Annotated in this window: 15 protein-coding genes and 3 tRNA genes; 4 read left to right on the plus strand and 14 right to left on the minus strand. The window is 59.8% G+C overall.

The genetic code is table 11. The annotated features are described in order from the left end of the window. Positions 1-161: 161 nt before the first annotated feature. Complete coding sequence (locus FS777_RS10545; protein WP_145255368.1) at positions 162-1,574, minus strand: transglycosylase SLT domain-containing protein; 1,413 nt, start codon at positions 1,572-1,574, stop codon at positions 162-164. Between the two features lie 152 nt (positions 1,575-1,726). On the opposite strand from FS777_RS10545, the gene FS777_RS10550 reads away from it, so the two are divergent. From FS777_RS10550 to FS777_RS10560, 3 genes are all read left to right on the plus strand, one after another. Then, positions 1,727-2,524: a TatD family hydrolase gene (locus tag FS777_RS10550; protein ID WP_078478798.1), complete on the plus strand. Its 798-nt coding sequence runs from the start codon at positions 1,727-1,729 to the stop codon at positions 2,522-2,524. Between the two features lie 106 nt (positions 2,525-2,630). Then, positions 2,631-4,109 carry a methyl-accepting chemotaxis protein gene (locus tag FS777_RS10555; RefSeq protein WP_078478799.1) on the plus strand — a complete coding sequence of 493 codons (1,479 nt, stop codon included), beginning with the start codon at positions 2,631-2,633 and terminating at the stop codon, positions 4,107-4,109. A 75-nt stretch (positions 4,110-4,184) separates the two neighbouring features. Continuing rightward, the gene (locus FS777_RS10560; protein WP_058637413.1) at positions 4,185-4,553 is read left to right on the plus strand and encodes a hypothetical protein; all 369 of its coding nucleotides are present in this window, start codon (positions 4,185-4,187) and stop codon (positions 4,551-4,553) included. A 6-nt stretch (positions 4,554-4,559) separates the two neighbouring features. Here the strand turns inward: FS777_RS10560 and FS777_RS10565 are convergent, their stop codons facing one another. The 3 genes from FS777_RS10565 to FS777_RS10575 form a co-directional block, all read right to left on the minus strand. After that, positions 4,560-5,357, minus strand: coding sequence for an acyl-CoA thioesterase II (locus FS777_RS10565; RefSeq protein ID WP_058637414.1), 798 nt, complete (start codon positions 5,355-5,357; stop codon positions 4,560-4,562). 71 nt (positions 5,358-5,428) lie between these two features. After that, complete coding sequence (locus FS777_RS10570) at positions 5,429-6,208, minus strand: CHAD domain-containing protein (RefSeq protein WP_058637415.1); 780 nt, start codon at positions 6,206-6,208, stop codon at positions 5,429-5,431. A 14-nt stretch (positions 6,209-6,222) separates the two neighbouring features. After that, entirely contained in the window at positions 6,223-6,501 is a 279-nt protein-coding gene (locus FS777_RS10575; protein WP_023536014.1) for a hypothetical protein, read from the minus strand. 163 nt (positions 6,502-6,664) lie between these two features. Between FS777_RS10575 and FS777_RS10580 the strand changes: the two genes are divergently transcribed. Then, positions 6,665-7,705 (plus strand): patatin-like phospholipase family protein, encoded by a 1,041-nt coding sequence (locus tag FS777_RS10580; protein ID WP_058603783.1) that lies wholly within the window; start codon positions 6,665-6,667, stop codon positions 7,703-7,705. A 72-nt stretch (positions 7,706-7,777) separates the two neighbouring features. Here the strand turns inward: FS777_RS10580 and FS777_RS10585 are convergent, their stop codons facing one another. From FS777_RS10585 to FS777_RS10630, 10 genes are all read right to left on the minus strand, one after another. Beyond that, positions 7,778-9,649: a SurA N-terminal domain-containing protein gene (locus FS777_RS10585; protein ID WP_145255371.1), complete on the minus strand. Its 1,872-nt coding sequence runs from the start codon at positions 9,647-9,649 to the stop codon at positions 7,778-7,780. A gap of 183 nt (positions 9,650-9,832) precedes the next feature. Then, positions 9,833-10,105, minus strand: a complete 273-nt coding sequence (hupB, locus tag FS777_RS10590) for a nucleoid-associated protein HU-beta (protein WP_058603781.1) — start codon at positions 10,103-10,105, stop codon at positions 9,833-9,835. A 150-nt stretch (positions 10,106-10,255) separates the two neighbouring features. Next, positions 10,256-12,652, minus strand: a complete 2,397-nt coding sequence (gene lon / locus FS777_RS10595) for an endopeptidase La (RefSeq protein WP_145255374.1) — start codon at positions 12,650-12,652, stop codon at positions 10,256-10,258. 161 nt (positions 12,653-12,813) lie between these two features. After that, on the minus strand, positions 12,814-14,097 hold the full coding sequence (gene clpX, locus FS777_RS10600) for an ATP-dependent Clp protease ATP-binding subunit ClpX (protein WP_023536000.1): 1,284 nt from the start codon (positions 14,095-14,097) through the stop codon (positions 12,814-12,816). A gap of 108 nt (positions 14,098-14,205) precedes the next feature. Then, positions 14,206-14,847, minus strand: a complete 642-nt coding sequence (gene clpP, locus FS777_RS10605; protein WP_023536171.1) for an ATP-dependent Clp endopeptidase proteolytic subunit ClpP — start codon at positions 14,845-14,847, stop codon at positions 14,206-14,208. A gap of 90 nt (positions 14,848-14,937) precedes the next feature. Continuing rightward, a complete protein-coding gene (tig, locus tag FS777_RS10610) occupies positions 14,938-16,251 on the minus strand; it encodes a trigger factor (protein ID WP_058603779.1) in 1,314 nt (437 codons plus the stop codon). Positions 16,252-16,497: 246 nt separating this feature from the next. Next, entirely contained in the window at positions 16,498-16,797 is a 300-nt protein-coding gene (locus FS777_RS10615; RefSeq protein ID WP_058637417.1) for a DUF6388 family protein, read from the minus strand. 298 nt (positions 16,798-17,095) lie between these two features. Beyond that, positions 17,096-17,171, minus strand: a tRNA-His gene (locus FS777_RS10620). Positions 17,172-17,207: 36 nt separating this feature from the next. Further along, positions 17,208-17,292 (minus strand) — tRNA-Leu (locus tag FS777_RS10625). 51 nt (positions 17,293-17,343) lie between these two features. Continuing rightward, positions 17,344-17,419 (minus strand) — tRNA-His (locus FS777_RS10630). Positions 17,420-17,440 lie beyond the last annotated feature (21 nt).

Raw genomic sequence — 17,440 nt, forward strand, 5'->3', positions numbered from 1 at the left:
GTCACCGAACCAGCGCTTTAGCGGTATTTCGGGACACCCCTGGGGCGTCTCTGCGCCCCGCAAGTAGCTGTTTAAATCGGCGCAGGCGTCATGCTAGAGCGATTGAACCGAACATGCAAGCGCCCGATTCTGGCCAATTGCCTGCTCCGGTGCGGCCCTACTCAGTGCTTGCCCTTGGGCTCCAGCACCCGCCGTTCCCGATTGAACGCCAGGAAGTACTTGTTCACGCTGTTGACGAAGTTGACCGGCCCCATGCCCACCTGCTCCATGGCGATGCGTTCGGTCTGGAAGAACCATTGGTTACCGTTGAGCCCACGCTTGCGCGCTTCGGCGCGCATGGCTTGCACGCGCTCGGGGCCCAGGTTGTAGGCGGCCAATACGAACGCCATGCGCTCACGCTCATTGATGCGGGGGCTGGAGAAGAACTTGCGCCGGATCAGGGCCAGGTAACGCGCGCTGGCCTGGACATTGCCGTCCACCGTCTTGATGTTGCTGACCCCGACCCGCTGGGCAGCTGCCGGCGTGATCTGCATCAACCCGTGTGCGCCCCCTGCCCCGCGCGCGGCCGGGTTGAGGGTCGACTCCTTGAATGCCAAGGCGGCAAGGTTGAGCCAGTCGATCTGCTGCGCTTGGCCATGCTTTTTCAACACGGCACTGACCGAGGCTAACCGCTGGCGGTCCTGACGGGCGAGCGGGTTGTGTACCCGGTACTGACGCCGATAGATGCGCTCGAACGCTGCATCCTCGTTGTCAGGGGCACGATAGTTTTGTAGGAAGCGGTCGACCGATGCCTGAAACTGCGGCGAGTTACGCCCAACGTACCAGCGCATGGCTTGCGGGGGCCCCAGGTGCACGCGTGGGTTGACACGCAGCTTCGGCATGACCTTTGACCAGCGGCGGGCGATTGGCTGCTCGACCACGGTCAAGTGATAGATCCCGGCCTGGACCATCTCCAGCACATCCTCGATGGCCAGGGTCGGATCCACCCACTCGACCTTGACCGCAGGGCGCTTGCGCAAGGCCAGGCGCTGGTTCAGTTGCTCAATCACCGGGCCCGCGGCACTTGCGCTGGTCAGCGCGATGGTGCGGCCTGACAACTGTTCTGCCTGGCTGAAGGTGCGCTCCCCCTTGCGTCCGACCAACACCAGCGCCACCTGATCACGTACTGGGGCAGTCGCCACGACATTACGCACCGTGGCAGGATCGAGCAGTTCGCCTGGGGCGGCCAAATCGCCCTCCCCGCGCCCCAGCGCGCCCAGGAGTTGCTCCTTGGCGCGGGGGATCAGTTTGAGTTCGATGCGCTGGCTGTCCTGTGCCCGGGCATTGAGGAAGTGCTCGAGCGCGCGCAGGCGGTAGTATTCGACGCCCACCGGCTCGCCCTTCACTTCGCCGGAGCTGTTGCGGCTTTGATTGACCAGCACGCGCAAGACCTTGCTGCTGCGAATGTGCTGGAGATCGCGGGCATTGGCCGGCGGGATGTGGTGCTGCGGGCCCGGGGGACGTACCTGCGTCTGCGCCTGGCTGGCCAGGGGCAGCCCTAACAGCAGCATGAACATGAGCCAGTAGCGTGGCATTCAAGGTATCCGTCGTGAGTGGGTAGCCAAATGACGTTCGCCACGTTTGGGCTTGAGGTCAAAAAGACCATGCCCTGGACTCGAAGTTCTTGGACAGCCAGTTCGGCACGGGCTTTTGCTATGCTGGCGTCCCTGCGGCACGAGGTAGCACCATGCAATTGATCGATATTGGCGTCAACCTGACCAACAGTAGTTTCCATGACCGCCAAGCGGAAGTGGTCAACCGCGCCTTGGAAGCGGGCGTCGCGCAAATGGTTCTGACAGGCACCAGCCTGCCTGTGAGTGAACAGGCAATTGACCTTTGCCAGCAACTGGACAGCGCGCAAACTCACCTGTTCGCGACGGCCGGGGTTCACCCGCACGATGCAAACAGCTGGAACAGCCAGAGCGAAGCGCACATGCGCCAACTGCTCGCCGAGCCGCGGGTGCGCGCTGTGGGCGAATGCGGCCTGGACTTCAATCGTGACTTCTCTCCACGCCCTGCTCAGGAAAAGGCCTTGCATGCCCAGCTGGCATTGGCCGTGGAATGCCAGCTACCGGTGTTTCTCCATGAGCGCGACGCCAGCGAGCGCCTGCTGGCCATCCTGAAAGAGTATCGCGACCAGTTGAAAGCAGCCGTGGTCCATTGCTTTACCGGGGAACGTGCTGCCCTGTTCAGCTACCTGGACCTGGACCTGCACATCGGCATCACCGGTTGGATCTGTGACGAACGACGTGGGATGCACCTGCATGGACTGGTGGGCAGTATCCCAACCGGCCGCTTGATGCTGGAGAGCGATGCGCCATATTTACTGCCGCGCAGCCTGCGCCCTAAGCCCAAGAACGGGCGTAACGAGCCCGCGTACCTGCCTGAAGTGCTGCGAGAAGTGGCGCTGCACCGCAAGGAAACCCTGCAAGAAACCGCCGCGCACACCACTGCCACGGCCAAGGCATTCTTCAAATTACCGTAGCTACCCTGATATCTCTTGATACATATCAACACCCTCCGAGTCGCTCTGGGCACAATGATGGCACCTTGCCAATATTGTTTTCGCTCAACTCAGAGAAGACCTGCCCATGGGTGCCTGGCTTAGCAATGTTTCACTGAAATACAAGTTCTGGGCGGTCAACGCCGTAGCCTTCGTGACCACGTTGCTATTGGTGCTGTACGCGGTTCACCTGGAGCAACGCGCCCGTGCTGAAGGGGCTGTACACCAAGCCACCGCCCAGGCAAGCCTGCTGGCGGCGTGGCCCGAAAGCCAGCCTTTGCCTCTTTCGCCAAGCATCATCACCTGGCGTGCTGGGCAGACGCCCTCCTTCGCCGGCGAGCCTCTGGAGGCCCTGCGCGGCGCACAGGGCTGGGTAGCACTGCCCTCCAGCCAACTGTTGGGACAAGACCCATTACAGGGTGCTCATGTGCTGCAAAGCGGTGATCATTACGTCGCAGTACTTGCCCAGTCACCCAGCCTGCGCCAGGTCTTCATCGATCGATTCTCGCATTATGCGGTGTGCGTGCTGATTCTGATGCTGGCCATGCTCGCCGCTTCGCAACTGCTGATCCGCTTTCTACTCAGCCAGCTCAACACGCTCAAGGACGTGATGCTGCATGTGGAAAAAACCGGCGATCTGGCCGCTCGCGTACCCCTGGCCGGCGGTGACGAAGTCGGTCAGATGGCGGGCGCCTTCAATGCCATGCAGGGTACCTACCACCGTATCGTCAGCACCGTTGCCACCACTGCAGCACAGCTCGACTCAGGTGCTGCGCGTCTTGCGGCCAGCATGAACGACGTGCGCCACGGCATGCTGGGGCAGCAGAGCGAAACCGACCAAGCCGCGACAGCCATCAATGAAATGTCCGCCACCGTCTACCATATCGCCCAGCATGCAGGAGCGACTCGCGATCTCTCCCAGACTGCCGACACGCTCGCCGGCAGTGGAAAAGACGTGGTCACTCGTGTGCAGACGTCCATTGCCGGGCTTTCCAGCGGCGTCCAGCAGACCGCCGAAATGATCCGTCAACTGGCCGAAGACAGCCAGAAGATCAATGGCGTGGTGAGCGTCATTCACAGCATTGCCGAGCAGACCAACCTGCTGGCACTGAACGCGGCCATAGAAGCGGCCCGTGCCGGTGACCTGGGCCGCGGGTTCGCCGTGGTGGCCGATGAGGTGCGCAACCTAGCCAAACGCGTTCAGTCATCAACCGACGAGATCACCACCATGGTGTCTGCCCTGCAGTCAGGCACCCGGGATGCGGTGGAGTTCATGCAGGAAAGCTCCTACAAAGCCGACGATTGTGTAAAACAGGCCCAGGAAGCAGGTGCGGCATTGGCCGAGATCACCGGCGCAGTGGCGCAGATGCGTGAAAGCAACACCCAGATCGCCGTGGCTGCCGAACAACAGAGCCAGGTGGCAGAGGAAATGAACCGCGCCGTGGTCAGCATCCGTGATGTCACCGAGCAAACCGTGCAGCAGACCGTAGGTTCGGCCACCACCAGTTCGGAACTCGCGACACTGGCCGGCGCGCTTAACAAGGCCATAGGTCAACTGAAGCTATAAGGTTCATAGCCAGCGCCGATTGGCTCTGCGCGCGCCTGCACACTAAGCTTTGGGCATGATCGAGAGGAAGTGCCCATGAACAAACGCCTACCCAATCTGCTCGCCTGGCAATGGCGCGGCTACCCGCAGAGCCATCGTCACCCTGCAAACCTGGTGCTGCATTTGATAGCGGTTCCGCTCTTCATTCTAGGTGCGTTGTTGATCGTGTCTGGCTTGTTAGGGCTGGACATCGTGCAGCTGGCCGTCGGTCTGCTCGCCCTGGTCGCGGCCATTGGGCTTCAACGTCACGGCCACCGCCTGGAGGCGGACATTCAAGAGCCCTTCATCGACCGTACTGACCGGGTTCAACGCGTGCTCAGCGAACAGTTCATCACATTCCCGCGTTTCGTCCTGAGTGGCGCGTGGTGGCAGGCCTGGCGCGACCGTCATAAGCCTCGAAGGTGATGGCCTTTAGGCAAATACCGTTACCGTTTGCCTGCTCAAGGCCAACAACGCGCCATCGTCACTCCATAATGCGGCGGCGGCATGGCCATAGCCCTCGTGTGCGTATTCGGTCTCCACGCGGTACTGGCACCAATCGCCAGCGTTCAGTGAACGTACAGGCTGCACGAACTCGATGGTCCAGGTAAGCGTACTGCCGGCCGCTGGCTGTTTCAGCATGGGCAGTACGCTAGGTGGCCATGCGTCTACCAATGCCAGCAGGTGCGCCTCGCTCATTACCCCGCCCTGCATGTCACGCAAGCGCACCCAGCCCCCCATGACGCGCGAGTCATTGCCGCTGAACGGCAGCCCACCGATTGCCCAGCGCAACTCCAGGTTCTTCATGAATTCCGGGGTCACTCCCGGGATGTGAGGCAAGGCTGCCGCGCTTTCCTCAAGGGCTGGCATCTGCGGCGCAGGTAGGGGCAGTACGGACACCGCAGAGCTTCGTGCGGCGCCGAAACTGCCCTGTACCAGCGTCACCACCTGCCCCTGCTGCACGGCGCGGCCCAGCAGCGTGCTGACACCCGTGCCCTGGCGCAATACTTCGACCTCCAGACAAATCGGAGTATCTGCCGAAGCAGGGGCGACAAAGGTAATGGCCAGCGAACGCACCGGGCGGTCATGGCCTAACCGGGCACGCATCGCCTCGAACACCATGGCAGCCATCAGGCCGCCAAAGATCGCTCGTCCCTGACCCCACCCTGCTGGCACGCGTACGCTGTCGGGGTGAGCTCTGGCAGCCTCAAGCACTTGTTCAAACGTCATGGGCAGCTCCTGGACGGGTAACGGATGTCCATCCTAGCCTGCTCTAGCCCCCGCAGCAGCCTTCATATCGGTCATTGTCCGGGCTTGTGGTGGGCCAACGCCTCACCCAAGGCGTCCAGCGTGCTGTCCGACCGACGCTCGGCCGCTTCCAGTTCGTGTGCCCATCCGCTCATGCAGCCAGCCAGATCGGCATGCTGTTGCGCTTGCAGCAGCCATTGCAGACGGTCATGCCAATCCCCCAGATCGCCCTGCGCGCGTTTCAGTGTGCGCTGAAGCTTCTTCGGGGCGTGGCCGAACTGGGGGTAGGCTTCGTCTGCGTACCGCGCCCGTTTGATCAGCAACCGCAACCGGTGGCGATCGTGCTCGGGATCTTGCAAGGCCGCGGCCAGTTTGCGCCACTGTTTGCGCAGGCGTTTCTCGATATGCTTGTCCAACCCCTTAATCAGGCCATCGCGCTCTGCGCCACGCACAAACGCGGGAAACGCATCAACCGTCGCCAGCAGCCGGGTCAGCTGCGGGCTGTGTGCGACGCTGGCATAAGATGGTCCTCGCCCTTGCAGACGCCTGCGGCCAGCTTGCTCGGCCCCCTGGGCAATGAGGGCGGCGCCCAGCACCTCGCCATCGCGCAGCGGCGTGGTGAGCGTTCCAAGAGCCTTGGCAGCACTTTCGAGTGGCTCCACACCCGGCAGCCCGCGTAGCGGTCGCACCAGGCTGCGCAGGCGGCGCACGCTGGTGCGCAGATCGTGCAAGGCTTCACTGTCGGTGTCGACCGCCAGGCGTTCGCGGCACGCCAGGAGCCGGACGTGCAAGGTGATGATCTGAGCGATGAGGTGATCAATCATGTCAGACACATGGCAACCCTCGATCAACGGCCGGCACGGGACTCACGGATGTAGAAGCGTGCTTTTTCAGCCTTGCGCGTGCAGCTCTCGTAACCCTCGAATTGCTGTTGCGTCTTGGCGCCAGTGAGCAGCGACAGCGCCTTGGAGTAACTCACGGCCCCGGCGAAGCCTTCAGCCTTGGCCAGATCGAGCTCCTTCCAGGCGGCGTCCAGTTGTGTGGCACAGCTGTCACGGTACGCCGTCTTGCCAGCGCAACCGGCAAGGGTCAGGGCAATCAACGGCAGGCAGATCCAGGCTTTCATCGGTTAAACCTCTGAGGGAAAGAAACAATGCACGTTCGACGCCAACCCGTTGCAAAAGTGCCCGCTTGGCTTCGCAAGCCACATGCTCGACAGGTTGCGCATTGATGCCGAGGGTGCGATGCGTGCATTGTAGTGTTTAAGTCGCGAATGCTGAGGGAAGTTGATGAACAAACGCGTGGCATTGGTGCTCGGATCAGGCGGGGCCAGAGGGTATGCGCACATCGGCGTGATCGAGGAACTCGAACGTCGCGGATACGAAATCGCCTGCATCGCCGGGTGCTCCATGGGAGCGGTGGTTGGCGGCATCTACGCTGCAGGCAAGCTTGAGCAATACAAGCGCTGGATCGAGAGCCTGGACTATCTGGATGTCCTGCGCCTGGTGGATGTGAGCTTCAGTCTGGGCGCCATCCGAGGCGACAAGGTCTTCGGCCAGATCCGCAAGATAGTAGGCGACATCGACATCGAGCAATTGCGCATTCCCTATACCGCCGTTGCCGCTGACCTGACCAACCAGCAGGAGATCTGGTTTCAGGAAGGCTGCCTGCATCAGGCCATGCGTGCCTCGGCTGCCATACCCAGTCTGTTCACGCCTGTCGTTCAGGGTAACCGCATGCTGGTCGACGGCGGCATCCTCAACCCGTTACCCATCGTGCCCGTGGTATCGAGCCATTGCGACCTGATTATTGCGGTCAACCTCAACGCGACCAACCAGAAGCACTATCAACTTCCGGTGATAGAGCGGCCTGCAGCCTTCAAGATGCGATTCGATGCATTGATCAACTCGCTTGGCTCGCACCTGCCATTTCGCCGCAAGCCCGCCGAAGAGTTGGTCCGTATCGAAAAAGGCATGACGCGCGACCGTTTTCCGCCCGTGAACCCTTGGCTGGCCGAGTCGGCAGATCCACAGGCGCAGCAGCCCACGGCTGCACCCGAAAGCGAAGGCGCGCCCAAGTCTGCCACCGGCTCGTTCATCATCGACAACGTAGGGCCCGCCTCGCTGCTGGACTTGATCAACCAGAGCTTCGAAGTCATGCAGACTTCACTGGCGCAGTACAAGATCGCCGGCTATCCGCCTGACGTACTGATCAACGTGCCCAAACGTGTGTGCCGCTTCTTCGAGTTTTACAAGGCGCCCGAGCTGATCGCGCTGGGGCGCGAGATTGCACGCGACACATTGGACAATCATGAGGGCGTCAAACGCTAACGCTAGCGGCGTCTTCGCTCAGGTAAAAAAACAGGCCGCTTGCGGCGGCCTGTCGGGTGTCTCCAAACGGATTTAGTAACGCGTGATGTCCGCGTTGGCCTCCAGCTGTTTGCGGTAGGCGGCGAAGTCCTGCTGGCCAGCACGAGACGCCAGGTAGCGGCGGATCTGCTGCTTCTCTTCATCCGTGGCCGCAGCACCGTCATTGACGCCCTTGAGTTGCAGCACGACCAGGCTGCCATCACGCAGCACAACGCTGCCATACACGGGTTTGTCCTTGGCTTGCGGCTTGCCGAGACGGAACAATGCCTGTAGCTCGACAGGGTCGATACCGTCCTGACCACGCGAGACAGCTTCATAGGGCTTCCAGCCCTGGCCTTCCTGAACGCTCGCAGGGGCGATGGAACCATCACGCAGACCCGCGATCAGCTTGTCCGCCTTGGCCTTGAGGGCAGCGGTGGCTTTCTCCTTGGCCAGGTGCTCGCGAATGTTCTTGGCAACCGTTTCGAGTGGCAGCTGCGCAGGCTTGCGGTGTTCCTTGACGCGCAGTACCACCGTCGTCTCAGGATCAAGCTCGATCGCGGTGCTGTTGGCACCCTCTTCCAGCACTTCCTCCGAGAACGCTGCCTGCACCACAGAGCGGTTGGCAGTGATGCCGTCGCCGCCTTCGCGGCCGAACGGAGCGGACGTTTGGACCTTGAGGTTCAAGTCCTGGGCCGGCTGTACCAGGTCGGAGGCCTCGTAGGCGGCGTCCTGCAACTGCTTGCTGGCGTCCACGTAGCGCTGCTCGACCAGTGGCGTCTTGAGGTCGCGGGTCAGTTTGTCTTTCAGGCTAGCGAAGCTCGGCACCTCGGGCGCCTCGACGCCAAGCAGCTTGATGATGTGATAGCCGTATTCGGTACGAACCGGAGCTGAGACCTGACCGTCGTGCAGCTGATACAGCGCCTGTTCGAACGCCGGATCGTACACACCAGGACCGGCAAAGCCAAGGTCACCGCCGTTATTGGCCGAACCTGGATCCTGGGAAAATTCCTTCGCCAACGCGGCAAAATCTTCACCCTTGGCCAGGCGCTGTTCGATTTCGTCAGCACGCGCTTTGGCTTGGGCATCGGTCGTCTTGTCGTTGACCTCGATGAGGATATGCGCCGCGCGGCGCTGTTCGGCAAGGTTGGCGATCTCCTTCTCGTACTGAGCCTTGAGCGCCTCGTCAGTGACTTTGGCTTGGTCGAAGAAGGACGATTTCTTGAGCTCTACGTAGTCGATGACGACTTGGTCAGGCGACATGAACTCCTTGGCATGGGCGTCATAGTGCTGCTTGACCTCTTCGTCGCTGACCTTGATCGCAGCCGGGTCGGCCTTGAAGGTCAAGGACGCGAAATCGCGGGTCTGCTTTTCAAGGCGTGCGAAAGCGTCGACTTGCTGATCGGTTACGAAGCTACTGCCGGCGATCCCGGCACGTAACTGCCCGATGAGCATTTCCTCACCGAGCATCTCGCGAAACTGCATACGCCCATAGCCCATTTGACGGATGACCTGATCGAAACGGTCGCTGTTGAACTTGCCGTCAACCTGGAATTCCGGCGTTTGCAGCATGACCTGATCCAGCGCAGCGTCGGAAAACGCGAACTTGGCGTCTTTGGCACCCTCGAGCAACAGCTTGCGACTGATCAGCCCCTTGAGGGCCTCTTCGCGCAGCAGCTTGTCGTCAAGCAGCGCAGGATCGAAGTCCTTACCCAACTGTTGCACCAACTGGCGGCGCTGCATGTCGGCCGCCTGGCTCAACTCGTTCTGGCTGATCGTTTCGCCGTTTACCTTGGCAGCATCCTGACTGTGGCTGGCGGCTTGGAAAATGGCTTCGAACCCGGTCAATGCCATCAGCACGACAATGAGACCGATGATGGTTTTGGCAATCCAACCTTGTGAATTGTCCCTGATATTTTGCAGCATGCGTCCCCCAGAGACGGCTGTACCACTGCGTCGACAACCGCGGAGCGTGGGTAGAGTCCTGATAAAAGAAAGGCGCATCCGAGGATGCGCCTTTTCTTAGCATACGAATCAGGCGGTAACGTTTGCGTCCCGCCTTCAGCGTGCTCGGACCTGGCCAGGCCGGGTCCGGCTGAAAGAGACGACTTAGTTGACGGCGTCTTTCAGGCCTTTACCTGCCTTGAAACCTGGCACCTTGGCGGCAGCGATCTTGATCGCCTTACCGGTCTGCGGGTTGCGGCCGGTACGCTCAGCACGATCCTTGACAGTGAAGGTACCGAAGCCGACCAGAACGACATCGTCGCCTTGCTTCAGGGCGCCGGTGACGGATTCGATCACTGCGTCCAGCGCTTTGCCAGCGGTGGCTTTCGAAATGTCAGCTTGTGCGGCGATAGCGTCAATCAGTTCCGACTTGTTCACTCGTAAGTCCCCTTGTGCTCTATTGAGTATGTTTCTAAGTATGTAAAGAAAGCGTGTGAAAACGGTGCTGGGTGGCCTGATGACAATAACGTGCCGCTTTATAGCAAGGCGCCGAAAATACTGTCAAGAAAGCCCCCCAGACTAAAACTGCTAGTGCGTGCTAATTCTTTCCTTTGCCTCAGTGTCGCGCTTATCGTCCTTCGCGACAATGTCGGAAGCCACATCTGGCAAGGGCTCCGGGGCGTATTGCAGCGCAATTTGCAGGACTTCGTCAATCCATTTGACCGGTTTGATCTGCAGATCCTGTTTAATATTTTCTGGAATTTCCTTGAGGTCGCGCACGTTCTCCTCAGGAATGATCACCGTCTTGATGCCGCCCCGGTGAGCGGCCAGCAGTTTTTCCTTGAGCCCGCCAATGGCCAGAACCTGGCCACGCAACGTGATTTCGCCTGTCATCGCCACATCCGCACGTACGGGTATTTGAGTCAGGGCCGACACCAGCGCGGTGCACATACCGACACCTGCACTTGGGCCATCCTTGGGGGTGGCGCCTTCGGGCATATGAATGTGAACGTCGTGCTTTTCATGGAAGTCGGCTGCGATCCCCAGGCTGCGGGCGCGGCTACGCACCACTGTCTGCGCAGCCGTAATCGACTCGACCATGACGTCACCGAGCGAGCCGGTTTTGATCAACTGACCTTTGCCAGGAATGACCACGGACTCGATGGTGAGCAACTCGCCCCCCACTTGCGTCCACGCCAGACCCGTCACCTGGCCGATCTGGTCCTGCTGCTCGGCAAGGCCGTAGCGGAACTTGCGCACGCCCAGCAGGTGTTCGAGCTGCTCGCCGGCGACCTTGACCTTGACCTGCTTCTGCCCTGCGTGCTCCTTGACGACCTTGCGGCAGACCTTGGCAATCTGACGTTCAAGACCGCGCACACCCGCCTCGCGCGTGTAGTAACGAATGATGTCGCGGATGGCCGAGACATCGATCTCCAGCTCTTCTTTTTTCAGGCCGTTTGCCTTGACCTGCTTGGGCACCAAGTATTTGACTGCGATGTTGATTTTTTCATCTTCGGTGTAACCCGGAAGACGAATGATCTCCATCCGGTCCAGCAATGCTGGCGGGATATTCATCGAGTTGGAGGTGCACAGGAACATCACGTCCGACAGGTCGTAATCGACCTCCAGGTAGTGATCGTTGAAGTTGTGGTTCTGCTCGGGGTCCAGCACCTCCAGCAATGCCGAGGCCGGGTCGCCGCGCATGTCGCTGCCCATTTTGTCGATTTCATCGAGCAGGAACAGCGGGTTACGCACGCCCACTTTGGTCATCTTCTGAATCAGCCGCCCGGGCATGGATCCGATGTAGGTCCGGCGATGGCCACGGATTTCAGCTTCATCTCGTACCCCGCCCAAGGCCATGCGCACGAATTTGCGATTGGTCGCAGCGGCGATGGATTCGGCCAGGGACGTCTTGCCCACGCCAGGTGGACCAACCAGGCACAGCACCGGACCACGGATTTTCTTGACGCGCTTTTGCACGGCAAGGTACTCGAGAATACGGTCCTTGACCTCTTCCAGACCGTAGTGGTCTGCATCGAGAATGTCTTCGGCCTTGGCAAGGTCCAGGCGCACTTTGCTCTGGGCTTTCCAAGGCACCTGAACCAGCCAGTCCAGATAGGACCGCACCACGGTGGCCTCAGCCGACATCGGCGACATCTGCTTGAGCTTGTTCAGCTCGGCCTGGGCTTTGGTCATGGCGTCCTTGGGCAGGCCAGCGGCTTCGATACGCTTTTTCAGCTCCTCGAGCTCGTTGTGGCCCTCATCACCATCGCCAAGCTCTTTCTGAATGGCCTTCATCTGCTCATTCAGGTAGTACTCGCGCTGGCTGCGCTCCATTTGCTTTTTCACCCGGCCGCGGATGCGCTTCTCGACCTGCAGCAGGTCGATCTCGGCATCGAGCAATGCCAGGACATGCTCGACCCGCGTTGGCAGGTCGACGATTTCCAGAATTTCCTGTTTCTGCTCGATCTTCAGGGCCATGTGGGCAGCCATGGTGTCGACCAGGCGCCCGGGCTCATCGATGCTATTGAGCGAGGACATCACTTCGGCTGGCACTTTTTTGCCCAGTTGCACGTACTGCTCGAACTGCGAAAGCAGTGTGCGCACGAAGACTTCCGATTCGCGCTCGACAGCCTCGGTCTCGTCGATCAGAGACACTTCAGCGCGCACATGGCCGTCGACTTCACTGAAGCGCTCGACAGTACCCCGCTGCTCGCCTTCGACCAGCACTTTAACGGTACCGTCAGGCAGTTTCAGCAGCTGGAGCACGGTAGCTACGGTACCAACGCGGTATAGCGCGTCTTCGCCCGGATCATCATCAGCCGGGTTTTTCTGGGCGAGCAGGAGAATCTGCTTTTCGCCCGTCATCGCGGCTTCGAGGGCCTCGATGGATTTCTCACGCCCCACAAACAGCGGGATGACCATGTGCGGGTAAACAACGACGTCGCGCAATGGCAAAAGAGGCAAGTCGAGGGTGGTCTTCATGATTTCGCCTCTACAGCGGCCTTAGTGGCCGGAAACCGTGGAATTGATGTTTGGACCTAATGTGGGGGTACACCCGCGAAATTACAAGCGCTGACGCAGGAAAAGCAAAAAGGGGGCCCTAGGCCCCCTCTGTGCTACGCGGTCAGGTGACCTGCCCTGAATCAGGCGTCAGGCGCTGCCTTGGCTTGCGGCTCGCTGTTCTCGTAGATCATCAGCGGCTGCGAGGTACCCTCGATGACGCTTTCATCGATCACCACCTTGCTGACTTCCTTCGCAGAAGGAATCTCGTACATGGTGTCGAGCAGCACCCCTTCCAAGATGGAACGCAAGCCACGGGCGCCAGTCTTGCGCTCCAAAGCTTTGCGAGCAACGGCCTTGAGCGCATCGCTGCGGAACTCGAGGTCGACGCTTTCCATCTCGAACAGCTTGGCGTACTGCTTGGTCAGCGCGTTCTTGGGCTCGGTCAAGATCTGGATAAGCGCTGCTTCGTCCAGCTCATCAAGCGTTGCCAACACGGGCAAGCGCCCCACGAACTCGGGGATCAGGCCAAACTTGACCAAGTCGTCAGGCTCGACCTCACGCAGAGATTCGCCGACTTTCTTGCCCTCCTCCTTGCTGCGCACTTCAGCACCAAAGCCCATACCACCTTTGGTGGAGCGGTTCTGAATGACCTTTTCGAGGCCAGAGAACGCGCCACCGCAGATGAACAGGATATTGCGGGTATCAACCTGCAAGAATTCCTGTTGCGGGTGCTTGCGACCGCCCTGTGGAGGTACGGAGGCAACGGTGCCCTCGATGAGCTTGAGCAAGGCTTGCTGCACACCTTCACCCGAAACATCACGGGTGATGGACGGGTTATCCGACTTGCGCGAAATCTTGTCGATTTCGTCGATGTAGACGATACCCATCTGGGCCTTTTCCACATCGTAGTCGCACTTCTGCAGCAGTTTCTGAATGATGTTCTCAACGTCCTCACCCACATAACCAGCTTCGGTCAGGGTGGTGGCGTCCGCGATTGTGAACGGTACGTTCAACAAGCGCGCGAGGGTTTCGGCGAGCAAGGTCTTACCCGAGCCCGTCGGGCCGATGAGCAGGATATTGCTCTTGCCCAGCTCGACATCGTCACCCTTCTTGTCACGCTGGTTCAAGCGCTTGTAGTGGTTGTAAACCGCCACGGCAAGCACCTTTTTCGCGCGTTCCTGACCAATGACGTACTGGTCGAGGATACCGCTGATTTCTTTCGGCGAAGGCAATTTGTGCGCGCTGCTTTCGGCCTGAGCTTCCTGCACCTCCTCGCGGATGATGTCATTGCACAGGTCGACGCACTCGTCGCAGATAAATACCGAGGGCCCGGCAATCAGTTTGCGCACTTCGTGCTGGCTTTTGCCGCAGAAGGAGCAATAAAGCAATTTGCCGCTGTCCTCGCCGTTACGGGTGTCAGTCATTCGATCGATCCAATCCGGTAGGCTTGCAACACAAGATGAAGGCAATTGCGGGCTTTTTCAAGTCCGCAGGCAGGCGCATCATGCGCCTACCTGCCCTGGCCTCCCGCTTCAGGAAGCCAGTTGCCGCTTGTCGTATACCGAGTCGATCAGGCCGTACTCGGCTGCGCGCGAGGCGCTCATGAAGTTGTCGCGCTCGGTGTCGCGCTTGATGGTCTCCAGATCCTGACCGGTGTGGTAGGCCAGAAGCTCGTTCAGGCGCGCCTTGATGTTCAGGATTTCCTGGGCATGGATTTCGATATCGGTAGCCTGGCCCTGGAACCCGCCCAAGGGCTGGTGAATCATCACACGCGAGTTCGGCAGGCAGTGACGCTTGCCCTTGGCACCGGCAGCGAGCAGGAACGCACCCATGCTGCAGGCCTGGCCGATGCAGATGGTCGATACGTCCGGCTTGATGAACTGCATGGTGTCGTAGATCGACATGCCGGCGGTTACGGACCCACCCGGCGAGTTGATGTACAGATGGATATCCTTGTCCGGGTTTTCCGCCTCAAGGAACAGCATCTGTGCGACGACGAGATTGGCCATGTAGTCTTCGACCGGGCCAACCAGGAAGATCACGCGCTCCTTCAGGAGGCGCGAGTAGATGTCGTAGGCGCGTTCGCCACGGGCGGACTGCTCGATAACCATAGGGACCAGGCCGCCTGCAGCCTGGATGTCAGAGCTCTGCTGAATAAAAGAATTGCGGGACATGTCCTGCGCTCACTCCCAAATAGTCATGGCTTGAATACACACAAGCCAGCGCGAAGGCTGGCTTGTGGGGGCTTCCTGCGAAAAGACCGCTTACTCGGCTTCGTCAGGTGCCTGGGCTGGCTTGACGGCCTCTTCATACGAGACCGACTTGTCAGTCACAGTCGCTTTCTGCAGAACAGTATCCACAACTTGTTCTTCAAGCACAACCGAACGCACTTCGTTCATCTGCTGGTCGTTCTTGTAGTACCAGGCGATGACTTGCTCAGGCTCCTGGTAGGCCGAAGCCATCTCCTCGATCATCTCGCGAACCTTGGCATCGTCTGGCTTGAGGTCGTATTGCTTGACCACTTCTGCCACGATCAGGCCCAGCGCAACACGGCGCTTGGCTTGCTCTTCGAACAGCTCGGCCGGCAATTGCTCAGGCTTGATGTTGCCACCGAACTGCTGAACCGCCTGCACGCGCAGACGATTGACTTCGTTTTCCAGCAAAGCCTTTGGCGCTTCGATCGGATTGGCAGCCAGCAGACCGTCCATGACCTGGTTCTTGACCTTGGTCTTGATGGCTTGGCGCAGCTCACGCTCCATGTTCTTACGAACTTCGGCGCGGAAGCCTTCCAGGGTCGATTCCTTGATACCGAACTGGGCGAAGAACGCTTCGTTCAGCTCAGGCAGCACAGGGGCCGACACGCTGTTGACGGTAATGGTGAACTCGGCGGCCTTGCCGGCCAGGTCCAAGTTCTGGTAGTCCTCTGGGAAGGTCACGTTGACGACGCGCTCTTCGCCAGCCTTGGCGCCGACCAGGCCGTCTTCGAAGCCTGGGATCATGCGGCCGGAGCCCAGCACCAACTGGGTACCTTTGGCCGAGCCACCGGCGAACGTTTCACCGTCAACCTTGCCAACGAAGTCGATGTTGAGCTGATCATCGGTTTGCGCGGCGCGCTCGACGGCTTCGAAGCGCGTGTTCTGCTTGCGCAGCACTTCCAGCATCTTGTCCAGGTCAGAATCGGCGACTTCGGCGCTCAGGCGCTCGACGGTGATCGACTCGAGGCCGGCAACGGTGAACTCCGGGAATACTTCGAAGATCGCGACGAACTCCAGGTCCTTGCCTTTTTCGAACGACTTCGGTTCCACGGACGGCGCGCCGGCAGGGTTCAGTTTCTGCTCGACAATGGCTTCGTAGAAGGAAGCCTGAACCAGATCACCGAAGGCTTCCTGGCGGGCATCGGCCTCGAAGCGCTGACGGATCACGCTCATGGGCACCTTGCCGGGGCGGAAGCCGGCAACCTTGGCGCGCTTGGCAGTCTGCTGCAGACGCTTGTTGACTTCGTTCTCGACGCGCTCAGCCGGAACGGCGATGGTCATGCGGCGCTCGAGAGCGGAAGTGTTTTCAACAGAAACTTGCATGGATATTCCTCGTTGCACAGACGTTAGCCGGCGTTAGCCCGACTCCAGAATCAAGGGCAAGCATTCTAGTGAGTCGCGCAGCAGAAGTCACCCCACTCGGGACGACCTGAAACAACGCCGGTCGATTAACTTTCAAGGGCCGCGCGGCGAACCGCGCGACCTGTTTCCAAGAAGCCTGGCCAGACATTGCAACGATCACTTGCCGCAACATCTTGCTCAACAAATACACCTTGAACTGCACGCCCCTTATTCGGGCTCTATCTCGTTGAACTCGCAGTACTCCTCCCAGGACAACCCCAGCGCATCGGCCACCTCCCGGTGGGTCTCAAGGCGCATGACCCGCAATTGTTCCGGGGTTTCGGCGATCAGCTCAAGTGCGAGCTCCCAGGGCTGGATACCTTGCTCTTCAGCGGCATCCTCGAACGCCCATTGAATTTGCTGCGCCTGCTCACGCGCATCCAGCGCGCGGATCTCTTCGAGCAAGTGAGGGTTCGCTTCGGCGAAACGCTGCAGCGCGGCAGCCTGGCGGGCTTCTTTTGCGATCATTGGCTATGTCCTGGTACTTCCCGCTTCATCGGGTTTCAACCGGCTGAAATCTATCAGCTTTTATTGGGACGAAACCAGCGGATTGCAAGGGCGGCCTGCAATAAATACTGACGCCACGGCCCGAGGCAGCGCTGCCGAGCCATTAGGCAAGCCGGGTGCCTGGGAGCGAGCCAGTCCAGCGCGTTGACCGACCTGATCATCACAGGATCGACCGGGTCGAACACCCACACAGGATCCGGGCGCACCAAAAAACAAAAGGCGCCCGATCTCGCGATCAAGGCGCCTTTCGTATTAAAGATGGGGTGGACGATGGGAATCGAACCCACGACAACTGGAATCACAATCCAGCGCTCTACCAACTGAGCTACGCCCACCATATTGCGGTGTAACGGTACTGCCTTACTGAAGCATGGTGCGGACGAAGAGACTCGAACTCTTACAGCTTGCGCCGCTGGAACCTAAATCCAGTGTGTCTACCAATTTCACCACGTCCGCGTAACGCTTAAAACAAAGGCGCCAGTTACCGCGCGGCGCCTTCGAAGAATATGGGGTGGACGATGGGAATCGAACCCACGACAACTGGAATCACAATCCAGCGCTCTACCAACTGAGCTACGCCCACCATAACGCGTTCAAACACCTT

It is taken from the genome of Pseudomonas sp. DE0157, from assembly GCF_007678615.1.
Taxonomy (GTDB): domain Bacteria; phylum Pseudomonadota; class Gammaproteobacteria; order Pseudomonadales; family Pseudomonadaceae; genus Aquipseudomonas; species Aquipseudomonas parafulva_B.